General features: G+C 56.2%; 16 protein-coding genes and 1 tRNA gene. 7 read left to right on the forward strand and 10 right to left on the reverse strand.

Translation table 11 applies throughout. The annotated features are described in order from the left end of the window. Positions 1-61 precede the first annotated feature (61 nt). The 4 genes from ACTQ33_RS10625 to ACTQ33_RS10640 form a co-directional block, all read right to left on the reverse strand. Complete coding sequence (locus ACTQ33_RS10625) at positions 62-1009, reverse strand: transketolase family protein (protein WP_441464576.1); 948 nt, start codon at positions 1007-1009, stop codon at positions 62-64. Between the two features lie 3 nt (positions 1010-1012). Continuing rightward, positions 1013-1852: a transketolase gene (locus tag ACTQ33_RS10630; RefSeq protein WP_441464577.1), complete on the reverse strand. Its 840-nt coding sequence runs from the start codon at positions 1850-1852 to the stop codon at positions 1013-1015. Between the two features lie 97 nt (positions 1853-1949). Further along, entirely contained in the window at positions 1950-3803 is a 1854-nt protein-coding gene (locus ACTQ33_RS10635; protein WP_441464578.1) for an LTA synthase family protein, read from the reverse strand. A 103-nt stretch (positions 3804-3906) separates the two neighbouring features. Continuing rightward, entirely contained in the window at positions 3907-5340 is a 1434-nt protein-coding gene (locus ACTQ33_RS10640) for a glycine--tRNA ligase (protein WP_441464579.1), read from the reverse strand. 213 nt (positions 5341-5553) lie between these two features. Here ACTQ33_RS10640 and ACTQ33_RS10645 point away from each other — a divergent pair, with 213 nt between their 5' ends. Beyond that, positions 5554-6618: a DUF3810 domain-containing protein gene (locus tag ACTQ33_RS10645; RefSeq protein WP_441464580.1), complete on the forward strand. Its 1065-nt coding sequence runs from the start codon at positions 5554-5556 to the stop codon at positions 6616-6618. Between the two features lie 59 nt (positions 6619-6677). Continuing rightward, positions 6678-6753 (forward strand) — tRNA-Val (locus tag ACTQ33_RS10650). 242 nt (positions 6754-6995) lie between these two features. Here the strand turns inward: ACTQ33_RS10650 and ACTQ33_RS10655 are convergent. Beyond that, positions 6996-7562, reverse strand: a complete 567-nt coding sequence (locus ACTQ33_RS10655; protein WP_441464581.1) for a 6-carboxytetrahydropterin synthase — start codon at positions 7560-7562, stop codon at positions 6996-6998. 290 nt (positions 7563-7852) lie between these two features. On the opposite strand from ACTQ33_RS10655, the gene ACTQ33_RS10660 reads away from it, so the two are divergent. From ACTQ33_RS10660 to ACTQ33_RS10680, 5 genes are all read left to right on the forward strand, one after another. After that, the gene (locus ACTQ33_RS10660; RefSeq protein ID WP_441464582.1) at positions 7853-8521 is read left to right on the forward strand and encodes a TetR/AcrR family transcriptional regulator; all 669 of its coding nucleotides are present in this window, start codon (positions 7853-7855) and stop codon (positions 8519-8521) included. Between the two features lie 124 nt (positions 8522-8645). Next, positions 8646-10085 carry a trimethylamine methyltransferase family protein gene (locus ACTQ33_RS10665; protein ID WP_441464583.1) on the forward strand — a complete coding sequence of 480 codons (1440 nt, stop codon included), beginning with the start codon at positions 8646-8648 and terminating at the stop codon, positions 10083-10085. 158 nt (positions 10086-10243) lie between these two features. Further along, positions 10244-10921, forward strand: coding sequence for a TIGR00266 family protein (locus tag ACTQ33_RS10670; RefSeq protein ID WP_441464584.1), 678 nt, complete (start codon positions 10244-10246; stop codon positions 10919-10921). Positions 10922-11195: 274 nt separating this feature from the next. Further along, positions 11196-12590: an MBOAT family O-acyltransferase gene (locus ACTQ33_RS10675; RefSeq protein ID WP_441464585.1), complete on the forward strand. Its 1395-nt coding sequence runs from the start codon at positions 11196-11198 to the stop codon at positions 12588-12590. Between the two features lie 10 nt (positions 12591-12600). Next, the gene (locus tag ACTQ33_RS10680; protein WP_441464586.1) at positions 12601-13932 is read left to right on the forward strand and encodes an alginate O-acetyltransferase AlgX-related protein; all 1332 of its coding nucleotides are present in this window, start codon (positions 12601-12603) and stop codon (positions 13930-13932) included. 51 nt (positions 13933-13983) lie between these two features. Here the strand turns inward: ACTQ33_RS10680 and ACTQ33_RS10685 are convergent, their stop codons facing one another. The 5 genes from ACTQ33_RS10685 to ACTQ33_RS10705 all read right to left on the reverse strand — a co-directional run bounded on the left by ACTQ33_RS10685 (position 13984) and on the right by ACTQ33_RS10705 (position 17328). Beyond that, entirely contained in the window at positions 13984-14439 is a 456-nt protein-coding gene (locus ACTQ33_RS10685) for a low molecular weight protein-tyrosine-phosphatase (protein WP_441464587.1), read from the reverse strand. Positions 14440-14564: 125 nt separating this feature from the next. Then, on the reverse strand, positions 14565-15125 hold the full coding sequence (locus tag ACTQ33_RS10690) for an S-layer homology domain-containing protein (protein WP_441464588.1): 561 nt from the start codon (positions 15123-15125) through the stop codon (positions 14565-14567). A 7-nt stretch (positions 15126-15132) separates the two neighbouring features. Then, complete coding sequence (locus ACTQ33_RS10695) at positions 15133-15726, reverse strand: hypothetical protein (protein ID WP_441464589.1); 594 nt, start codon at positions 15724-15726, stop codon at positions 15133-15135. 349 nt (positions 15727-16075) lie between these two features. Then, a complete protein-coding gene (locus ACTQ33_RS10700; RefSeq protein ID WP_441464590.1) occupies positions 16076-16849 on the reverse strand; it encodes an N-acetylmuramoyl-L-alanine amidase in 774 nt (257 codons plus the stop codon). Continuing rightward, positions 16846-17328: a phage holin family protein gene (locus ACTQ33_RS10705; protein ID WP_441464591.1), complete on the reverse strand. Its 483-nt coding sequence runs from the start codon at positions 17326-17328 to the stop codon at positions 16846-16848. Before ACTQ33_RS10705 ends, ACTQ33_RS10700 begins: the two co-directional genes overlap by 4 nt. Positions 17329-17336: the final 8 nt, after the last annotated feature.

The following is a 17336-nucleotide window of genomic DNA, read 5'->3' on the forward strand; positions in this document are numbered from 1 at the left end:
TGGATACAAAAAAAGACCGCCGAACGGTTGTTCGACGGTCTTTTTATTGTATCAGCGCTGCTTACTTTTTCAGAGAAACAGCCTTCTTCGCGCACTCGGCGATCTTCTCAGGCGTCAGCCCATAGGCTTCCAGAACCTTCTCGGCCTTGCCGGAGCGGCCAAACTCATCGTTGACACCATGACGGATCACGGGTACCGGGCAAGCCTCGGCCAGGTACTCACAGACAGCAGCACCCAGGCCACCCAGCACGTTGGCTTCCTCGGTGGTGACGATGCAGCCGGTCTCCTTGGCGGCAGCCAGAACGGCGGCCTCGTCCAGGGGCTTGATGGTGTGCATATCCAGCACGCGGGCAGAGATACCCTCGGCCTTCAGCGCTTCGGCGGCCTTCAGCGCCATCTGCACCATCATACCGGTGGCGATGATGGTCACGTCCTTACCCTCAACCAGCTTGGAAGCCTTGCCGATCTCAAAGGTATAGCCCTCGATGGAATCGGTGACCGTCTCCACAGCCAGGCGGCCCAGACGCATATAGGCGGGGCCCTCATAGTTCAGCAGGGCCTCAGTGGCCAGACGCATCTCATGGCCGTCACAGGGGCACAGAACCACCATACCGGGGATGGCGCGCATAATGGCGAAATCCTCGATGCACTGGTGGGTGGCGCCGTCCTCGCCGACGCTGAGGCCGCCGTGGGAACCGATGACCTTGACGTTCAGGTGGGGATAGCAGACGCTGTTGCGGACCTGCTCCCAGGCACGGCCGGCGGCGAACATGGCAAAGGTGTTGACAAAGGGCTTCTTGCCGCAGGTGGAAAGGCCGGCGGCCACGCCCACCATGTTGCACTCCGCGATGCCCATATCGAAGAAGCGGTCGGGATAGGCCTTCATAAAGCCTTTGGTCATGGTAGCGCCCGCCAGGTCGGCGTCAAACACCACCAGATCGGGATATTTTTCAGCCAGCTCTACCAGCGCATTGCCGTAGGCGGCACGGGTTGCGATTTTCTCTGCCATGATTTAGCCCTCCAATTCCTTCAGTTTGGCTTCCAGCTCGGCCTTGGCCTGGGCCATCTGCTCGTCGTTGGGCGCCTTGCCATGCCAGCCGGCGTCGTTCTCCATAAAGCTGACGCCCTTGCCCTTCACGGTCTTGGCCAGGATCATGGTGGGCTGACCCTTGGTGGCGGCAGCCTCCTCGAAGGCCTTGACGATCTCGTCGTAGTTGTGGCCATCGATCTTGATGACATGCCAGCCGAAGGCCTCGCACTTCTTGTCCAGGGGCTCGGAGGGCATGACATCCGCGGTGCGGCCGTCAATTTGCAGGCCGTTGACGTCGATGACAGCGCACAGATTGTCCAGCTTGTACTTGGCAGCGGACATAAAGGCCTCCCACACCTGGCCCTCGGCGATCTCGCCGTCGCCCAGGATGGAGTAGACACGGTAGTTCTTGTGATTGAGCTTGCCGCCCAGCGCCATGCCGACGGCAGCGGAGATGCCCTGGCCCAGGGAGCCGGTAGACATATCTACGCCGGGAACGTGGTGCATCTCCACATGGCCGGACATATGGCCGTCGATGGAGCGGAACATTTTCAGATCCTCCACCGGGAAGAAGCCGCGCAGGGCCAGCGTGGGATACAGGGCGGGAGAACAGTGGCCCTTGGACATGACGAAGCGGTCACGGTCCGGGTCACGGGGGTTCTTGGGGTCTACCTTCATAACGTGGAAGTAGAGGGTGGTCAGCACATCCAGGCAGCTGAGGGAGCCGCCGGGGTGACCGGAGGCAGCATCATGTACCATCTGGACTGCCAGCAGACGGGCTTTGGTCGCATTGACGGCCAGAGCCTGATACTTGTTTTCCATAGCGATCCTTCCTTTTCCATAAGAAGTTATCCAACGACATCTCCATACGGATGCCGGTTCCGCATACAAAGTCCTTAACCAGGGGCTCCAAACCCCATTACTTGTATTTGGTCCGTCTTAAATAATACTGCATAATCTCCTGTATTTCCAGTAGTTTTTGAGAATTTACCGAAAGTTGTTTTGTCCATACGCCGTTTTCCAGGAACGTTCCCTCCGCGTGAATCACCGGCAGCGTCCGGCGCAATTCCTGCTGATACTGCAAATACGACGGTCCCGACCAGCCGCAAACCTCAAAAACCTGGGCCATGAGAAAATAGGGTCCGATGTCGGGGCCTGTCCCCGCCGGGTCCGTGCCGAGGGCCTCCTTGGCCGCGTCGTTCATCCAAATCCAGTAGGGTGTGGAGTAGAAATTGCGGAATCCCTCGCCGGTACTGCGGTTCAGGTCCATATGCAGCTCGGTATAGAGGCTGTTGGCGCTGCCCAATGTGGGCTTATGGTCGCCGAAAAACACCAGAACCACCGGGTCTTCCTCATCCCGCAAGGCTTCCGTAAAGGCGGCCACCTGCTCTGCCGTATTGGCTACGCCGCCCAGGTAGTTGTTGACCATATTGTAGCTGGCCTCCGTCAGATAGCCCCGCTCCACATACTCCGTGTCGTACAGGCGCTCCGTGGCCACATAGGGCGAATGTCCCTGGTAGCTCACATGGAATCCAAAGTAGGGAGTATCCGGGTCCCGGTTTTCGTACAGCTCCAGCACACCGGGGAAAAAGACACTGTCCGGTGCATATTCGGCGTCGGTACGGCTGCTGTAAAAATTCTCGGAGAAATAATACTGGTCAAAGCCCAGATTCTGATTGACATTCTGACGGTCATAATACCAGTCGTGGCCGGGGTGGGACCCCTCGGTGACATAACCCTGTCGGGCAAAATACCGGACGAAGGACTCCGTCGGATGGCCGTAGTCCGGCTGCGGATAGGTGTATCCTGTCAGGAAGCTGCGCTCACTGTTGATGGTGCCGCCACCCAGGGTGTCCACCAGCAGCGTCCCGTGACAGCTTTCAGCCCAAATATCCCGCAGCGCCGCATAGGGATCGGCCTGCAGCCCCGTTGGTTCCAGCACCGACAGATCGGAAAAGCTCTCCAGCATAACAGCAATCACATTGACCTTGGTATCAATATCTCCCTCCGGGTATTGGGCCAGCAGTTCCTGGGCCCGCTCCTTGGAATAGTGCTCCGGCGGGTCCGGCAGCACATCGACAATGGAGTGAACAAAGGTGTAGAAAAAGCCGTAGGAAGCGGCCTTCTCTTTGGGTACCCACTCATTGAACAATTCCAAATTGTGAAAGCTGCTGTATAGTTTATCGTCCCGGTACCACAGCTGAAAGGCGCCCACACTGACGGCCACCGTCAGCACCAACCCCAGCGCAGTCCAGCGCCGCCGCAGCCGCCAGCGGCACAGGAGCCACAGAACCACCGTGCCCACAATACTGAGCAGGATCACCTTCCGGAACAGGGGCTGCAATTCAATATTGTATTGCCCGGCAATGGCCGCCGCCGGTCCCAGCAGCGTTAAATCCTCGAAGGCCAGATAGTCATCCCGGAAAATCACCTTGTAATAGTTGGCCATGGTGGCAGCATGAACCAGCAGTGACGACAGGGCAAAGGCCGCCCAGGCCCGATTGGTGAGAAAAAAGAAGAAGGCCATCAGCAGCGCCACCACCAGCAGGTTCAGCGCCGCCAGTCCAGGAATGGCAAAATAGCTCATGAGCCGCGGCCGTACAAAGTACAGTGACCCGATGAGCAGCCCTGTACAGGTGAGATACAAAACGCCCACCGCCAGCGCCAGCAACGTGAGGGCTGTCAGCAGCCACCGTCTGCGGGGCGGCGTATCCGGGCGGCAGGGGTCTAAAAACGCCCGGAAGCGTTTATATGCGTCGATGGCTTTTCCCATGGTGTTCCTCCGTTTGGTAATTTGCGCAAAAGTACCGGGGGTGCTGCATCACAGCACCCCCGGATGAAATTGATCCATCAATAAATAACCTGGAAGTCGGCGATCAGAACTTCACCCGCTCGGCCAGCCAGTTTTTGACCTCGGAAATGGGTACGCGCACCTGGTCCATGGTGTCGCGGTCGCGGATGGTGACACAGTGATCCGCCGGAGTCTTGTCGTCGCCCACGGTCTGGAAGTCCACGGTGATGCAGTAGGGCGTACCGATCTCATCCTCGCGGCGGTAGCGCTTGCCGATGGAACCAGCGTCGTCGAAGTCCACCATAAAGTCCTTTTGCAGCTCGTGGTACAGCTCCTCGGCGGCGGGGGTCAGCTTCTTGGACAGGGGCAGGACGGCGGCCTTGAAGGGCGCCAGGGCCGGGTGGAAGTGCATGACCACACGAATATCGTCGTTGCCGTTCTTGTCCTGGCCCACAACCTCCTCGTCGTAGGCCTCCACCAGGAAAGCCAGGGTCACGCGGTCGGCGCCCAGAGAGGGCTCCACCACATAGGGGATAAACCGCTCGTTCTTCTCCTGGTTGAAGTAGGTCATATCCTTGCCGGAAGTGGTCTGGTGCTGGGTCAGGTCGTAGTCGGTCCGGTCGGCCACGCCCCACAGCTCGCCCCAGCCAAAGGGGAACAGGAACTCAAAGTCCGTGGTAGCCTTGGAATAGAAGCACAGCTCCTCGGGGTCGTGGTCACGGAGGCGCAGATTCCCCTCCTTCATGTTGAGGCTCAGGAGCCAGTCGCGGCAGAAGCCTCTCCAATACTGGAACCACTCCAGATCGGTGCCGGGCTCACAGAAGAACTCCAGCTCCATCTGCTCGAACTCGCGGGTCCGGAACGTAAAGTTGCCGGGGGTGATCTCGTTGCGGAAGGATTTGCCCACCTGGCACACGCCGAAGGGCAGCTTGCGGCGGGTGGTGCGGACAATGTTCTGGAAGTTGACGAAAATGCCCTGGGCCGTCTCGGGGCGCAGATAGACCGTGTTCTTGGCGTCCTCGGTGACGCCCTGGAAGGTCTTGAACATCAGATTGAACTGACGGATATCGGTAAAGTTATGCTTGCCGCAGGTGGGGCAGGGAATGTTGTTGGATTCGATGAAGTCCTTCATCTCCGCCTGGGAGAAGGCGTCGATGGGCTTCTCCAGGGTCACGCCGTTTTCAGCAGCCCAATCCTCAATGAGCTTGTCGGCGCGGAAGCGCTCCTTGCACTCCTTGCAGTCCATGAGGGGATCGGCGAAGCCGCCCAAATGGCCGGAGGCCACCCACGTCTGGGGGTTCATCAGAATGGCGGAATCCAGACCCACGTTGTAGGGGTTTTCCTGAACGAACTTCTTCCACCAGGCCTTCTTGACGTTGTTTTTCAGCTCCACGCCCAGGGGGCCGTAATCCCAGGTATTGGCCAGGCCGCCATAGATCTCGGAACCGGAGAACACAAAGCCGCGGCCCTTGCACAGGGCAACGATCTTGTCCATGGTCTTTTCGGTGTTTTTCAGCATTTTCAAAGCCTCCGTAATGCGGCAGAGGAACGACACTTGGCAACAATGACGCGCCCCGCCGGTGATATAACAGTATCATTATATCCCCTCACCCCGGATTGTCAACCAAAAGCGGCGGTTTCCCTTTTATTTTTCGGAAGTTTATGGTATATTTGTTCATAGCTTTGCAGTAAACTATAGTGTAATGACTCTGCACACCCAAAGGAGCATCCCATGAAAACCATTTCCCGTGTCATCTTCTCCGCAATTCTTTTGGTACTGACGGGACTGCTGCTGGCCATCGGCGCCGCGGCTCCCGCCCCCATGTTTGACTGCTACCAGGAATTTTCCCAAAAAGCCCTGTCGGTTCTGTCTGGGCTCACCGGCGTGGTCCCCTTTGCCGTGTGGGAAGTGCTGGCGCTGCTGCTGATTCTCTGGGCTATCTATACGCTGATTGAGTGTCTGCGTCGGGGCCGGGTCCTCCGGTGGCTGTCCGGCGTTCTGGTCACCGTCTGCACCCTGGTACTGCTGTTTGTGGCATTGTGGGGGCTGAACCACTTTGGCCCCACGGTGGGAGAGCGTATGGGGCTGAAAACCCGTCCCTATTCGGTGGACGAGGTCTACAATGCCGCCCTCTGGTATGCGGAACAGGCCAACACCCTGGCCGCCCAGATGCCGTCCGACAGTCAGAACGTCACCCAATTTTCCGACTTCTCCACCCTGGCCAAAGCGGCCGGCAAGGGTTACGCCGCTCTGTCCCGGCAGTACGACTGCTTTACGGAAGCCGGAGCCACGGTTAAAAAGCTAACGGCCTGGCCCCTGTACTCCTATTCCGGCATTACCGGTATCTTTATTCCCTTCACCGGCGAGAGCAATGTAAATCCCGATACCTATGCCGCTTCCCTGCCCTTTACCATGTGCCACGAGCTGGCCCACCGTCAGGGCTATGCCGCCGAGAACGACGCCAACTTCTGCGCGTATCTGGCCTGCATGGCATCAGACAATGTGGAATTTCGCTATTCCGGCGCCTACTCGGCCTTTGTCTACTGTTATAACGCCCTCCACAGCGCCGACCGGGAGTTGGCTGCTCAGGTGTGGGAAACAGCCTCGAAACAGGTGCGGGCCGACTGCGCCGCCGCCAACACCCATTACGCCCAATATGAAGGTAAAGTCCAGGAGGTGGCCCAGGAGGCCAACGATGCCTATCTGAAAGCCTTCGACCAGGAAGATGGCGTTCAGTCCTACGGGGCCGTCGCCGACTATCTCATTGCCCTGTATCTGTCACAAAAAACCGCGTAAAAATTTTTTAAAAAACCTATTGACTTTTTCACAGCCCCGGGATATAATAATGGGGCGCTGGACGATTAGCTCAGCTGGTAGAGCATTCGCTTGACGTGCGAAGGGTCAGCGGTTCGAGTCCGTTATCGTCCACCAAAGAGGCAGGAGATATCCTGCCTCTTTTCTTTTTTACTGAAAAGGTTCATCCGCTGACCCTTCGCTATTTCAATCACCCCGCCGCAGCGGGAACCGGGCCGCAGGCCCCGGTTCGGTCAGCGGTTCGAGTCCGTTATCGTTTACCTAAGAAACCCGGTTTATGTATCAAGCATAAACCGGGTTTCTCAACAGGTTGAACCGGGCGTGCCGCCAACGGCACGCCCGGTTGTGATTGGGGCAACTCAGCCCTTTTTATAGCCGCACTTGGGGCAAACACCCTTTTCGTTCAGGGCAATGCCGCACAGGGGGCAGCGGTCAATCTGATTGTGGGTGTCAAACTCAGCGGACGCCGCATTGACGCCGCTGGTAAAGGTGATCTTGGCAATGTTCAGCTTATCTTTCAGCAGATCATAGACGATCTTGATCATGCCCTCCACGGTCATGGTCTCCTTGGTAACCACCAGACGACATTCGGGGTAAGCCTTGGCCAGTGCCGTCTCAAAGGCGGGGCCCTTCATCTGGTTCTGGGGCGCACCGTTGCGGATCCCCTGCTTCTCATAGACGTCCAGAATGGCGGGCAGCAGAGGATCATCCTCCCGGAGAATCAGCGCGTGATCAAAATTCTTCAGCACCGACCAGGCCGTCTTCTGAATCTCGTTACAGGGGAACACCATATTGACGCCGGGCTCCACGGTGTCCTCTACTTCGATGGTCAGCACGCCGGTGTGGCCGTGCAGGTACTGGGCTTCCCCTTTAAAGCCGTAAAATCTGTGGGCGTACTGCAAATCCAATGTGGTAATACTTCTCATGGTAAATTCCTCCTGTTTGCATTGTTTTGTAACCGGTATGCCCCATGCTGCGGCCAGCACCGGCTGTCTTGCTTTTAATTTTAGTAATTAGAATTATTCTAATTACTGATTACAGGATACTACAGATTGGGTTCTTTGTCAATCCCCTGTTGTGCAAAAAGTGGCCCACAGTCGGTATTTGTACCATTTTTATATAAAGTACACAAAAACCATTCGGTAGTTTTTACTTGACATTTGATATAATACCGTATATATTTATGGTAATCAAGATTACCAAAGGCGGTGACTCCTTGAAGCCACTTCGTAAAATCCGTTACATTGAGATCACCAGTGAGATTCTACAGCAAGAGGGCATTGAGAGTGTCACCATCCGCAAAGTCGCCGAACGGGCCGGATGTACCAGCGCCGTGCTCTACAAACATTTCGAAAACAAGGAACACCTGATTATGCTGGCTTCCGTGCGGTTTCTCGAACCGTACATTATTGAGTTTATCAGGTTGTCCTCCCGGGAGGATTTGTCCTCTATCCAGATCGATCTTCTGTTATGGAAATGCTTCATCGAGGAAGCCTTCCGCAACAAGCCCTATTATGAGCTGATGTTTTTCAGCGACCATCGGGATATGCTGGAAGATTGCGTCTACGAATATTATCAGATGTTCCCCGAGGTCCAACGGCGGTTTGATGGTTTTTCCGCCAGCATTATTTTCAGCAACAATTTACAGGAGCGCGAACTGCTTCGCCTGCGGCGGGCCGCCCATGCCGGCGTCCTGTCCCTGGAGGACGCGACCCTGTTGAGCCGCCTGACTGTGGCCGTATTCAACGGCATTTTCACCCAGTATTCCGGCGTCACCATGACCGACAGCCAAATCCGGTCCGCTGCCGAGGAATGCTATCAATTGATTTATACTCTGTTCCAGCGGTTTTTGCCCGCCGGCGTGCCCTTGGACGCCACCCCCTGACCTGTGCGAAATACTGGTACCCCGCGTATCAGTATTTCCTTTTTACCCTAAAAAGTAATCAAGATTACCCTTGTGATTACCCTCGCTGAATTCCATATCCACAACTATTTAGGAGGAACGCATCATGACGAGAAAAGAGCAGCAGGCCATCCGCGACGCTGAGATCGTGGAGCTGATCCACAAGAATACCCTGCGCATTCTGGAGGAAATCGGTATCGCTTTTCTGTCCGAGCACGCCTTGGAGCTGCTGCGCAGCAAGGGTGTCCGTGTAGAGGGCAACCGTGCGTACTTCACCGAGCAGCAGGTTATGGACGCTCTGGCCGTGGCCAAGAAGGACTTTGTGGTTCGTGCCCGCAACAGCAAGTACGACGTAAAGATGAACACCGAGGACATCTATATGACCCCCGGTTACGGCAGCCCCTCCGTGGTGGAGACCGACGGCACCGTTCGCCCCGCTACCTTTGATGACTTCCTGAAGCTGGCCGTCATCGTCCAGCAGAGTGAGGAGTTCGCCATCAACGGCGGTATCCTGGCCCAACCCTCCGACATCGAAGCAGAAATCTCCGCCGAGGCCATGGTGTACGCCACCCTCTGCCGTTCCGACAAGGCGCTGTTCTCTGTCTGCGGCGGCAAGGTCCAGGCCGAAAACATTATGAAGATGATGCGCATTGTCTTCGACGGCGACATCACCGAAATCCCCTGTACCTTTAACCTGATCTCTCCCCTGAGCCCTCTGGGCGTCACCGAAGCCACCATCGATACCATTGACGTCTGCGCCCTCAACGGTCAGCCGTTGGTTATCGCCCCCGGCAACATGGCCGGCGCTACAGGCCCCATCTCCCTGGCCGGCAACGTGTCCCAGGCCAACGCCGAATTCCTGGGCATCAACGTCTACGCCCAGATGGTCCGTCCCGGCACCCCTGTGGTCTACGGCTTTGCTTCCACCGTCAGCGATATGAAGAATATGCAGGCTTCCAACGCCAGCCCCGGCTTCGTCAAGGAGGCCAAGTACGGTGCGTTGATGGCCAAAAAGTACGGCTTGGCCTGCCGCAGCGGCGGCGGTATGTCCGATGCTTCCGGTCTGACGGCCCAGGCCGGTGTGGAGAGCGCCATGAGCATGTTCGAGTCCTTCGCCGAGGGCGCCAACCTGATGATGCACGCCTGCGGCTCCCTGCACTCCTTCAACACCGTCAGCTTCGAGAAGTTCCTGCTGGATATTGAGACCTTCACCCGTATGAAGTACTACTTCTCCGATCTGCCCTGCGACGAAGACGCTTTGGCGTTCGACGCCATCAAGGAAGCCATTGAGGACGAAGGCGGCGTATACATCACCCTGGACCACACCTATGAGCGCTGCCGCATCGACCCCTGGTATCATCAGGTTTCCATCCACTCCAACACCAAGGGCGATCCCAACCAGGCCCTCTACGATTCCATCCACAAGCGCATGGACGCCCTGCTGAACTCTTATGAGTGCCCGGCTTTGGCCCCCGAGAAGCGCGCCGCCCTGGACGACATCATGCGTGGTCTGGGAATGAAGGACAGCGACATCGCCAAGGTCTGATGCTTCCCGATTGTTTTCCATAGGAATCCATACACCTCCAAACATACACACTCCAAGGACAGCGGCCATCCCGGCAACGGGGTGGCCGCTGTCCGCTTGACGAAACGTCCATTCCATCGTATGATGGAGCCATCCCATAGATACAAGGAGGTATTCCCATGCAATATGAACTGGCCGGCGGCGCCTTTCCCGTCGTGATCTGCACCCTTCAGGACGGCGAACAGATGATCACGGAAAAGGGCTCCATGGTCTGGATGACCCCCAATCTACAGATGGAAACGTCCGGCGGCGGCCTTGGCAAAATGTTTTCCCGTGCATTTTCCGGTGAGAGCATGTTCCAGAACATCTACACATCCAAGGGCCAAGGCACCATTGCCTTTGGCTCCAGCTTCCCCGGCCGTATCATGCCCCTGGAAATCGGTCCCGGTCGGGAGATGATTCTACAGAAAAACGCCTTTTTGGCATCGGAAGCCGGTGTGGAGCTGTCCATCCACTTCAGCAAAAAGCTGGGAGCCGGATTCTTTGGCGGCGAGGGCTTTATCATGCAGCGGCTCTCCGGCCATGGCATGGCCTTTGCCGAAATTGACGGCGAGCTGGTGGAGTACGATCTGGCGCCGGGTCAGCAGCTCATTGTAGACACGGGCAATGTGGCAGGCTTTACGCCCTCCGTCTCCATGGATATCCGGCAGGTACCGGGTCTGAAAAACAAATTCCTGGGCGGTGAGGGCCTGTTCAATACCCTTTTAACCGGCCCAGGCAAGGTGTGGCTCCAGACCATGCCCATTTCCAATGTGGCCATGGCCATCCGTCCCTTTATCCCCACCGGCAACGGATGACCGCCGCAGCTTCATAAGACTGACAAACAGCCGGGACCAGACGCCCAAACGTCCGGTCCCGGCTGTTGTTTCACCGTCTATATTGCTGGAATATTGGATACCCTATAATGTTGAAAAAATGAAGCATTTATTCTGTGCAAAACTCCGGGGCGGCTCTGGCCGGTTTATGTGCGTTTCCCCGGTTGACCGTGTGTTTTTTGAGTGTATCGGACTTGCCCTTTTGATACATAACTGGTAGAATAGAACCGTATTTTACCGTGTGGGAGGCGCAAACGTGGTATTTTCTTCGATTGAATTTCTCTTTGTCTTTCTGCCGGTGGTGCTGCTGCTGTACTTCAATCCCCTGACTCGCAGCCGCACCTACCGCAATGTGGTCCTGTTGGCTGCCAGCCTGTTTTTCTACGCCTGGGGCGAACCGGTTTTCGTCTTTCTGATGATCCTCTCCATCATCATGACGTGGCTGGTAGGCGTGAAAATGGATGCCGCCGCATCCAATCGCAAAAAGCCATGGCTCACCTTGGGCATTGGCCTCCATGTGCTGCTGCTGGTGGTGTTCAAGTATCTGACCTTCCTGTGGCAGCAGTTGGGACTGCTGCTCCATATGGACACCGGGGCCATCGATATTGCCCTGCCCATCGGTATTTCCTTTTTCACTTTCCAGCTCATGAGCTATCTGTTTGACGTGTACTACGGCAAAAGCGCCGTGCAGAAAAATGTCTTTTGGCTGGGACTGTATGTGTCCCTGTTTCCCCAACTGATCGCCGGTCCCATTGTCCGCTATGAACAAATTGCCGATGAAATTCTCCACCGCAAGGAGACACGGTCCGATTTCTCTGCGGGTATGACCCGGTTTATTTTCGGTCTGGCAAAAAAATTGCTGCTGGCCAACTATATGGCCCAGATTGCCGATAACACCTTTCTGTTATCGTCTCTGCTGCCCATCTCCGTAGCATCGGCCTGGCTGGGAGCCATCGCCTACGCCCTGCAAATCTACTTCGATTTCTCCGGCTATTCCGATATGGCCATCGGTCTGGGCCGCATGTTTGGCTTCCATTTTGCCGAAAACTTTCACTATCCCTATGTGGCCAACAGCATTACGGACTTCTGGCGGCGCTGGCACATCTCTCTCAGCTCCTGGTTCCGCGATTACGTCTATATCCCCCTGGGCGGCAACCGGGTCTCCCGCCGCCGTCAGTTGTTCAACATCTTTGTGGTCTGGGCCCTCACAGGTATCTGGCACGGCGCGAACTGGACCTTTGTGGCCTGGGGCCTGTTCTACTTTGTTCTGCTGATGGCGGAGAAGACCTTCGGCTTCGCAAAAAAACTGGGTATTTTCTCCCATCTGTATGTGTGGCTGATGGTGCTGCTGGGCTGGGTTCTGTTCCGGGCCGAGAGCATCGGCGCCGCCCTGCGGTATATGGGACAGATGTTTGGCCATGTCACCGCCGGGTTCACCGACGAGACCTTCTGGACGTACCTGAGCAGCTGCAAGTATGTTCTGCCGGTGGCCCTGTTCTTCTGCCTGCCGGTATATCCCTTCGTGAAACGGCATCTGCCCGCCGTAGCCGCCGATCTGGTGACCGCCGTGGTACTGCTGGCAGCCGCGGCCCTGTCCCTGCTGTCGGTGGTAGGCACCACGTACAATCCCTTTATCTACTTCAACTTCTAAGGAGGCAGTCATGGCAAAGAAACCGTTTACATCCATCATTTCCTGGCTGTTTCTGGTGATGGTGCTGTTGGCCTTTTGTTCCATCGCCGCCCGGGCCATCATTAAGGAAGTTCTGATCGATGGGTTGGGCATGGACAATGCCCTGACCCAAAAGGCATTCCCCGCCGGTGACGGCGGCGGCAAGGTCCAGGTCACCGGCGACGACGGTTCCACCGACTGGTCTTTGACCTATCCATTTCAGGAGCAATCGGCCACCGTCCAGGTGTCCTTTCTCCAGGAATTAAAAAACCGTGTGACCGAAGCCGAAACGGCGCTGACCGACTATTGCAAGCAGATGCTCCCCTATTATGACACCCTGGTGACCCAGACCAGCGCTATGCAAGAAAAAATCGGTTGGAATATTACAGCCTATCCCGAGTATAACGCCATTGCCCAGGTCACCGGCGATTACTATGCCACCGTGCTGGAAAAACAGGATATGACCGAGAACATTCGGTCCGTTTCCCTGCTGCAAGACTACTGTGAATCTTTGGGTGCCGGGTTCCTCTATGTCCAGGCCCCCTATAAGATCTGCAAGTATACCGACAACGTAGTGGGCGACTTCTCCAACGAGAATGCCGACGCGCTGGTAAGCGGTTTGCAGCAGGCGGGCGTCTCCTATATTGATATGCGGGAGGAAATCCACAACGCAGGCTTTGATCACCACAGTCTGTTCTTTGTCACCGACAGTCATTGGAAACCCCGGACAGGCCTCTGGGCCACCGGCGTCATTGCCCAGCGGCTCAACAACCTGTACGGCTGCAACATCCCACTGACGTACTTTGAACAGGACCAGTACACGGCTCAGGTCTATGAAGACTGGTTTCTTGGCTCCCAGGGCAAGCGACTGACGCTGGCCCGGGCTAATCCGGAGGATATTGAACTGCTCTACCCCACCTATCCCACGGACCTGCGGTTCTACGCCCCGGCTCTGGGGGTGGACCTGACGGGCGATTTTTCCGTGGTCTATGATATGAAGCACATTGAAACAAAGAACTATATGTATCTGACACCCTATTCGGCCTACGCCCACAGTGATTCCGCCGTGGTCCGGTATGAAAACCATCTGGCGCCCAACGATACAAAAATTCTTTTGATCAAGGATTCCTTTGCCAATGTGGTGGCCCCGTTCCTGTCCCAGGGTGTGGCTCAGCTGGACCTATTGGATCTGCGGTACTTCAACGGCAGCGTGGAAACGTATATTGCCGAAACCCAGCCCGACGTGGTCATGGTCCTGTACAACCCCGGCAACCTCAAGGAAATTGACTGGGATACGCACCTGAGCACCTTTGACTTCCGGTAAGCACAAGAACCCCCGGCCTGCCGTCCGCAGACCGGGGGTATAATTTTGTTTTTACTGGTTGTCAATGTGGCGCAGCAGACCAACACAGCCCTCCAGCACGTCTTCCCAGGTGGCCTGGAAATCCCCTGTATACCAGGGGTCCGCCACCTGACCGGGTCGGTCGGTGAAGTCCAGCAGCAGATGAATTTTCCCGTCAGGATCACCGCCGCACATCCGCTGCATATTGCGGAAATTGGCCTGATCCATGCCGATCAAATAGTCATACTGGGCATAGTCGGCCTTGCGCAGCTGCCGGGCCGTCTTGCCGGTGCAGTCAATGCCGTGGGCGGCCAGCATCCGCCGGGCCGGTGGATAGACCGGGTTTCCGATTTCCTCCGTGCTGGTGGCCGCTGAGGCAATGGAGAATTCCTCCGCCCGTCCGGCCTTGCGCACCAGGTCTTTCATCACAAATTCCGCCATGGGGCTGCGGCAAATATTGCCGTGACATACAAACAGTATTTTAATCACTTGTGAAAACTCCTTGAACGTGTTAATATAACCGGCTTTTCGTCTGGTTTGCATCCTCTTTCCTCTCAGCTGCTTTTAAACTGATATGGGCATAAGGAGCAAAGCGGGAATGCTGGGGCAAGAAATTATTCGACGGTGTCGTACACTCCGGCATTGTATAACGCCTGACACAACTGAGCACGGGTCAGAGGAGTATCGGGGCTGAACGTACCAGCATTGTCAACGCCGGCGAAGAAGTCGTAGTTTCTGGCATTGACGATAGCCTTCTGAACCATCGTAGACAAATGGGAGACAGTGTCGAGTTCGTCAGGGTGGTCGTTCATATAGTCTGTGGCAAATTCGACGGTGTACGCACGGATTTTATCAGCATCGGGGAATTCGTCGATGGTGTTAATGAATGTTCCGTTGATATAGTGTGCGGCTCTATTCCTAGCCACGATATCACGGTAACTGTGACCTTCGTTATCAAGAGCAGACCATCTGCCGCCAGCCAAACACCATGCGGCACCGGCACGGGTGACGGTGAGGGGAGACCATGCGTTCTGTCCATTTTCAGTCCAGAGGTCACCGTCATAGTTGCAGATACGGTCGAGGATAGTCCACAACTGCTGATAGGTCAGCGGGTCATTGGGGCCGAACTTGCCGTTGCCATAGCCGGCGAGGATGCCGTTGTCAGCCATGGTCATGACTGCGTCATAGTACCATGCACCGGGCTGTACGTCGGTAAAGTTGCTGGAATAAGTGCCCGGAAGTGCTGGGGGTGCTGGGCTGTTCCGCAGGCTGTTCAACAGGCTTGGAAGGCTGTTCTGTGGGCTGTTCGATAGGCTGGCTTGGCTGAGTGCTTTCGCCGTCGGTCGTATCGTAATGTGCCCAGCAGGTGTAGGTTTCGTCCGTCCACACGCCAAAATCATAGACGTCGACAATCTTTCCATCGGGGATGTCAATATAGTCCAAAATTTCCTTGTCACTGTTCCGACTTACGGTCAGCAGAATGGTTGTGCCATCGGGCCACTTAAAGTCTTCAATGGCTGTGTACCAATGACCTTCCGCAGAGATTTCCTCTACCATGTCATAGATTTCCATGACCACGTCGTACTTGGAGTAGTCGAAGTTATCGTTACTGCCGGTCTTACCGTTCAGACCGTTGGTGCTGTCGGGGTCAGTCGCCAGAGCAGCCAGCCCAGGAGCGGATGGGCCGTCTTTGTCCGCCGCACAGGCAGCGGGGGCCATGCTTGCCAGCAGGACAGCAGTCATCAGAGTAATCAGCAGTCGCTTGATCTTTCTCATGTGTTTCCCCTCCTTGCAAATGAAAAGCAGAAATGTTTACCCTTATTATATCATGAATTAGTATGCTCTGCAACGCTCCGAAGCGCCCAAATACTGAACATTTCAGCCCGTTGAAAGTGGGGTAAATCGGGGGAGATAGTAACACACTAATAACACGGTTTTATATCTAATTTGCGAAGTGTAAGCTGCTCCAGTCAGTACCGCTTTTTAACTTGTTACATTTGTAAATTTGATGCTACAACGTCCATAAAGCAAAAATTTCCCCCCCCTCTCACGATAAAAATATCCTGTGAGGGGGGGGATCAATTTTTTTCCAGCACCCCCGCCAATCCGGTGGGGGTGCTTATTGCTATTTGTTCTGGCCCTTGGCCAGCTCATACGCCCGATATGCCATGAGCGCGGCTTGGTATCTTGGGATTAGCTGCATGGGGGCGCTACTGTCAGTGATCCCGGCGGCTTTGGCTTCCTTCAGCTCCTTCTTGGCCCAGTCGGGGACGGGCAGGGTAGCGGTGTAGGCGTTCAGCGCGTCATAGATTTCTTTTCCGGTCATAGTCTCCTCCTGTTCCTGCTCCGGACGCTGCAAGCCGAAGCCGTCAATAATACTCATGGCGATGGCCTCGACGATATCCGACTGTTTGGCTGCATATACAGCCATATCGTCGGCATCATCAATAAAGCAAATCTCAAGCAGGGCCGAAGATGCACCGGCCTTCCGGGCCTGGTTGATGACCGCCCAGTTGTTCCGCTTTACGCCCCGGTTGGTAAGACCGACGGCGGAGATGGCCGCCACCATGGCCTGCTCCACAGCGGTGGAGGGTTCGGCGGTGGTGACGTAAATCTCCGTACCCTTGGTTTTGCCGTCGGCGGTGGAAGCCTTGGCGGCGTTGAAATGGATCTCCAACACATAGTCATACCGGGCGAACTGGGCCGTTTTGGTCAACTGCCCCGCCGTGTAATCGGCGTAGGCGTTGCGGCTTGTGGGATAGGTGTCCACGTCGCAGCAGCTCTCAAGGGCCTGGGCCAGAGCGGCCACCACCTTGCGGGTCTCGGTAGCCTCCTGGAAGCCATTGCCCACAGCGCCGGGGTCACCGGCGCCATGGCCTGCAATCAACAGCAGTTTCATTTTTCGCTGTCACCTCCGGTCAGCTTATCCCCGGCGGCGTCCACGGCATCCTTGCCGTTGGCCATGAGCTTTACCAGCCAGGCCGGGATGGGTGCGCCCATGCGCTGGGCATTCTCGGCAATGCTGCCCAGCTCGGTAATGGCGTACCACACCAGCACCAAAGGCAGCAGCAAGCCGATCTCCGGCAGGGCAATCTCCACCATGGGCAGCTGCTCCATGATGATAGACAGTAAACCATCGGCAAAGGCGGCAATGATGACCACCACCACCTCGCCCATCTTATGCCAGATACCCTCCCGGGCCGTATGACTGGCCCATTCACCGTTTTTCATGGCGGCAGCGGTGCCGGTGGCGTAATCCAGGGCCATCAGCACCACCCAGGCTGCCACCAGCCAGCCCAGCCAGCCCCAGAAAGCCGAGAATGCTCCTAGTGCAGCAGCAAGTCCGGCTTTGACTGCCAGCATCCAATCAAATTCCATATGGTCCT

Source organism: Candidatus Avoscillospira sp. LCP25S3_F1, from assembly GCF_052117125.1.
Taxonomy (GTDB): Bacteria; Bacillota; Clostridia; order Oscillospirales; family Oscillospiraceae; genus Avoscillospira_A.

Bases quoted from the DNA above. Each gene is read 5' to 3' on its own strand.
- ACTQ33_RS10625 (WP_441464576.1), bottom strand. From the start codon at position 1,009: ATGGCAGAGAAAATCGCAACCCGTGCCGCCTACGGCAATGCGCTGGTA.
- ACTQ33_RS10630 (WP_441464577.1), bottom strand. From the start codon at position 1,852: ATGGAAAACAAGTATCAGGCTCTGGCCGTCAATGCGACCAAAGCCCGT.
- ACTQ33_RS10635 (WP_441464578.1), bottom strand. From the start codon at position 3,803: ATGGGAAAAGCCATCGACGCATATAAACGCTTCCGGGCGTTTTTAGAC.
- ACTQ33_RS10640 (WP_441464579.1), bottom strand. From the start codon at position 5,340: ATGCTGAAAAACACCGAAAAGACCATGGACAAGATCGTTGCCCTGTGC.
- ACTQ33_RS10645 (WP_441464580.1), top strand. From the start codon at position 5,554: ATGAAAACCATTTCCCGTGTCATCTTCTCCGCAATTCTTTTGGTACTG.
- ACTQ33_RS10655 (WP_441464581.1), bottom strand. From the start codon at position 7,562: ATGAGAAGTATTACCACATTGGATTTGCAGTACGCCCACAGATTTTAC.
- ACTQ33_RS10665 (WP_441464583.1), top strand. From the start codon at position 8,646: ATGACGAGAAAAGAGCAGCAGGCCATCCGCGACGCTGAGATCGTGGAG.
- ACTQ33_RS10670 (WP_441464584.1), top strand. From the start codon at position 10,244: ATGCAATATGAACTGGCCGGCGGCGCCTTTCCCGTCGTGATCTGCACC.
- ACTQ33_RS10680 (WP_441464586.1), top strand. From the start codon at position 12,601: ATGGCAAAGAAACCGTTTACATCCATCATTTCCTGGCTGTTTCTGGTG.
- ACTQ33_RS10690 (WP_441464588.1), bottom strand. From the start codon at position 15,125: ATGACCATGGCTGACAACGGCATCCTCGCCGGCTATGGCAACGGCAAG.
- ACTQ33_RS10695 (WP_441464589.1), bottom strand. From the start codon at position 15,726: ATGAGAAAGATCAAGCGACTGCTGATTACTCTGATGACTGCTGTCCTG.
- ACTQ33_RS10700 (WP_441464590.1), bottom strand. From the start codon at position 16,849: ATGAAACTGCTGTTGATTGCAGGCCATGGCGCCGGTGACCCCGGCGCT.
- ACTQ33_RS10705 (WP_441464591.1), bottom strand. From the start codon at position 17,328: ATGGAATTTGATTGGATGCTGGCAGTCAAAGCCGGACTTGCTGCTGCA.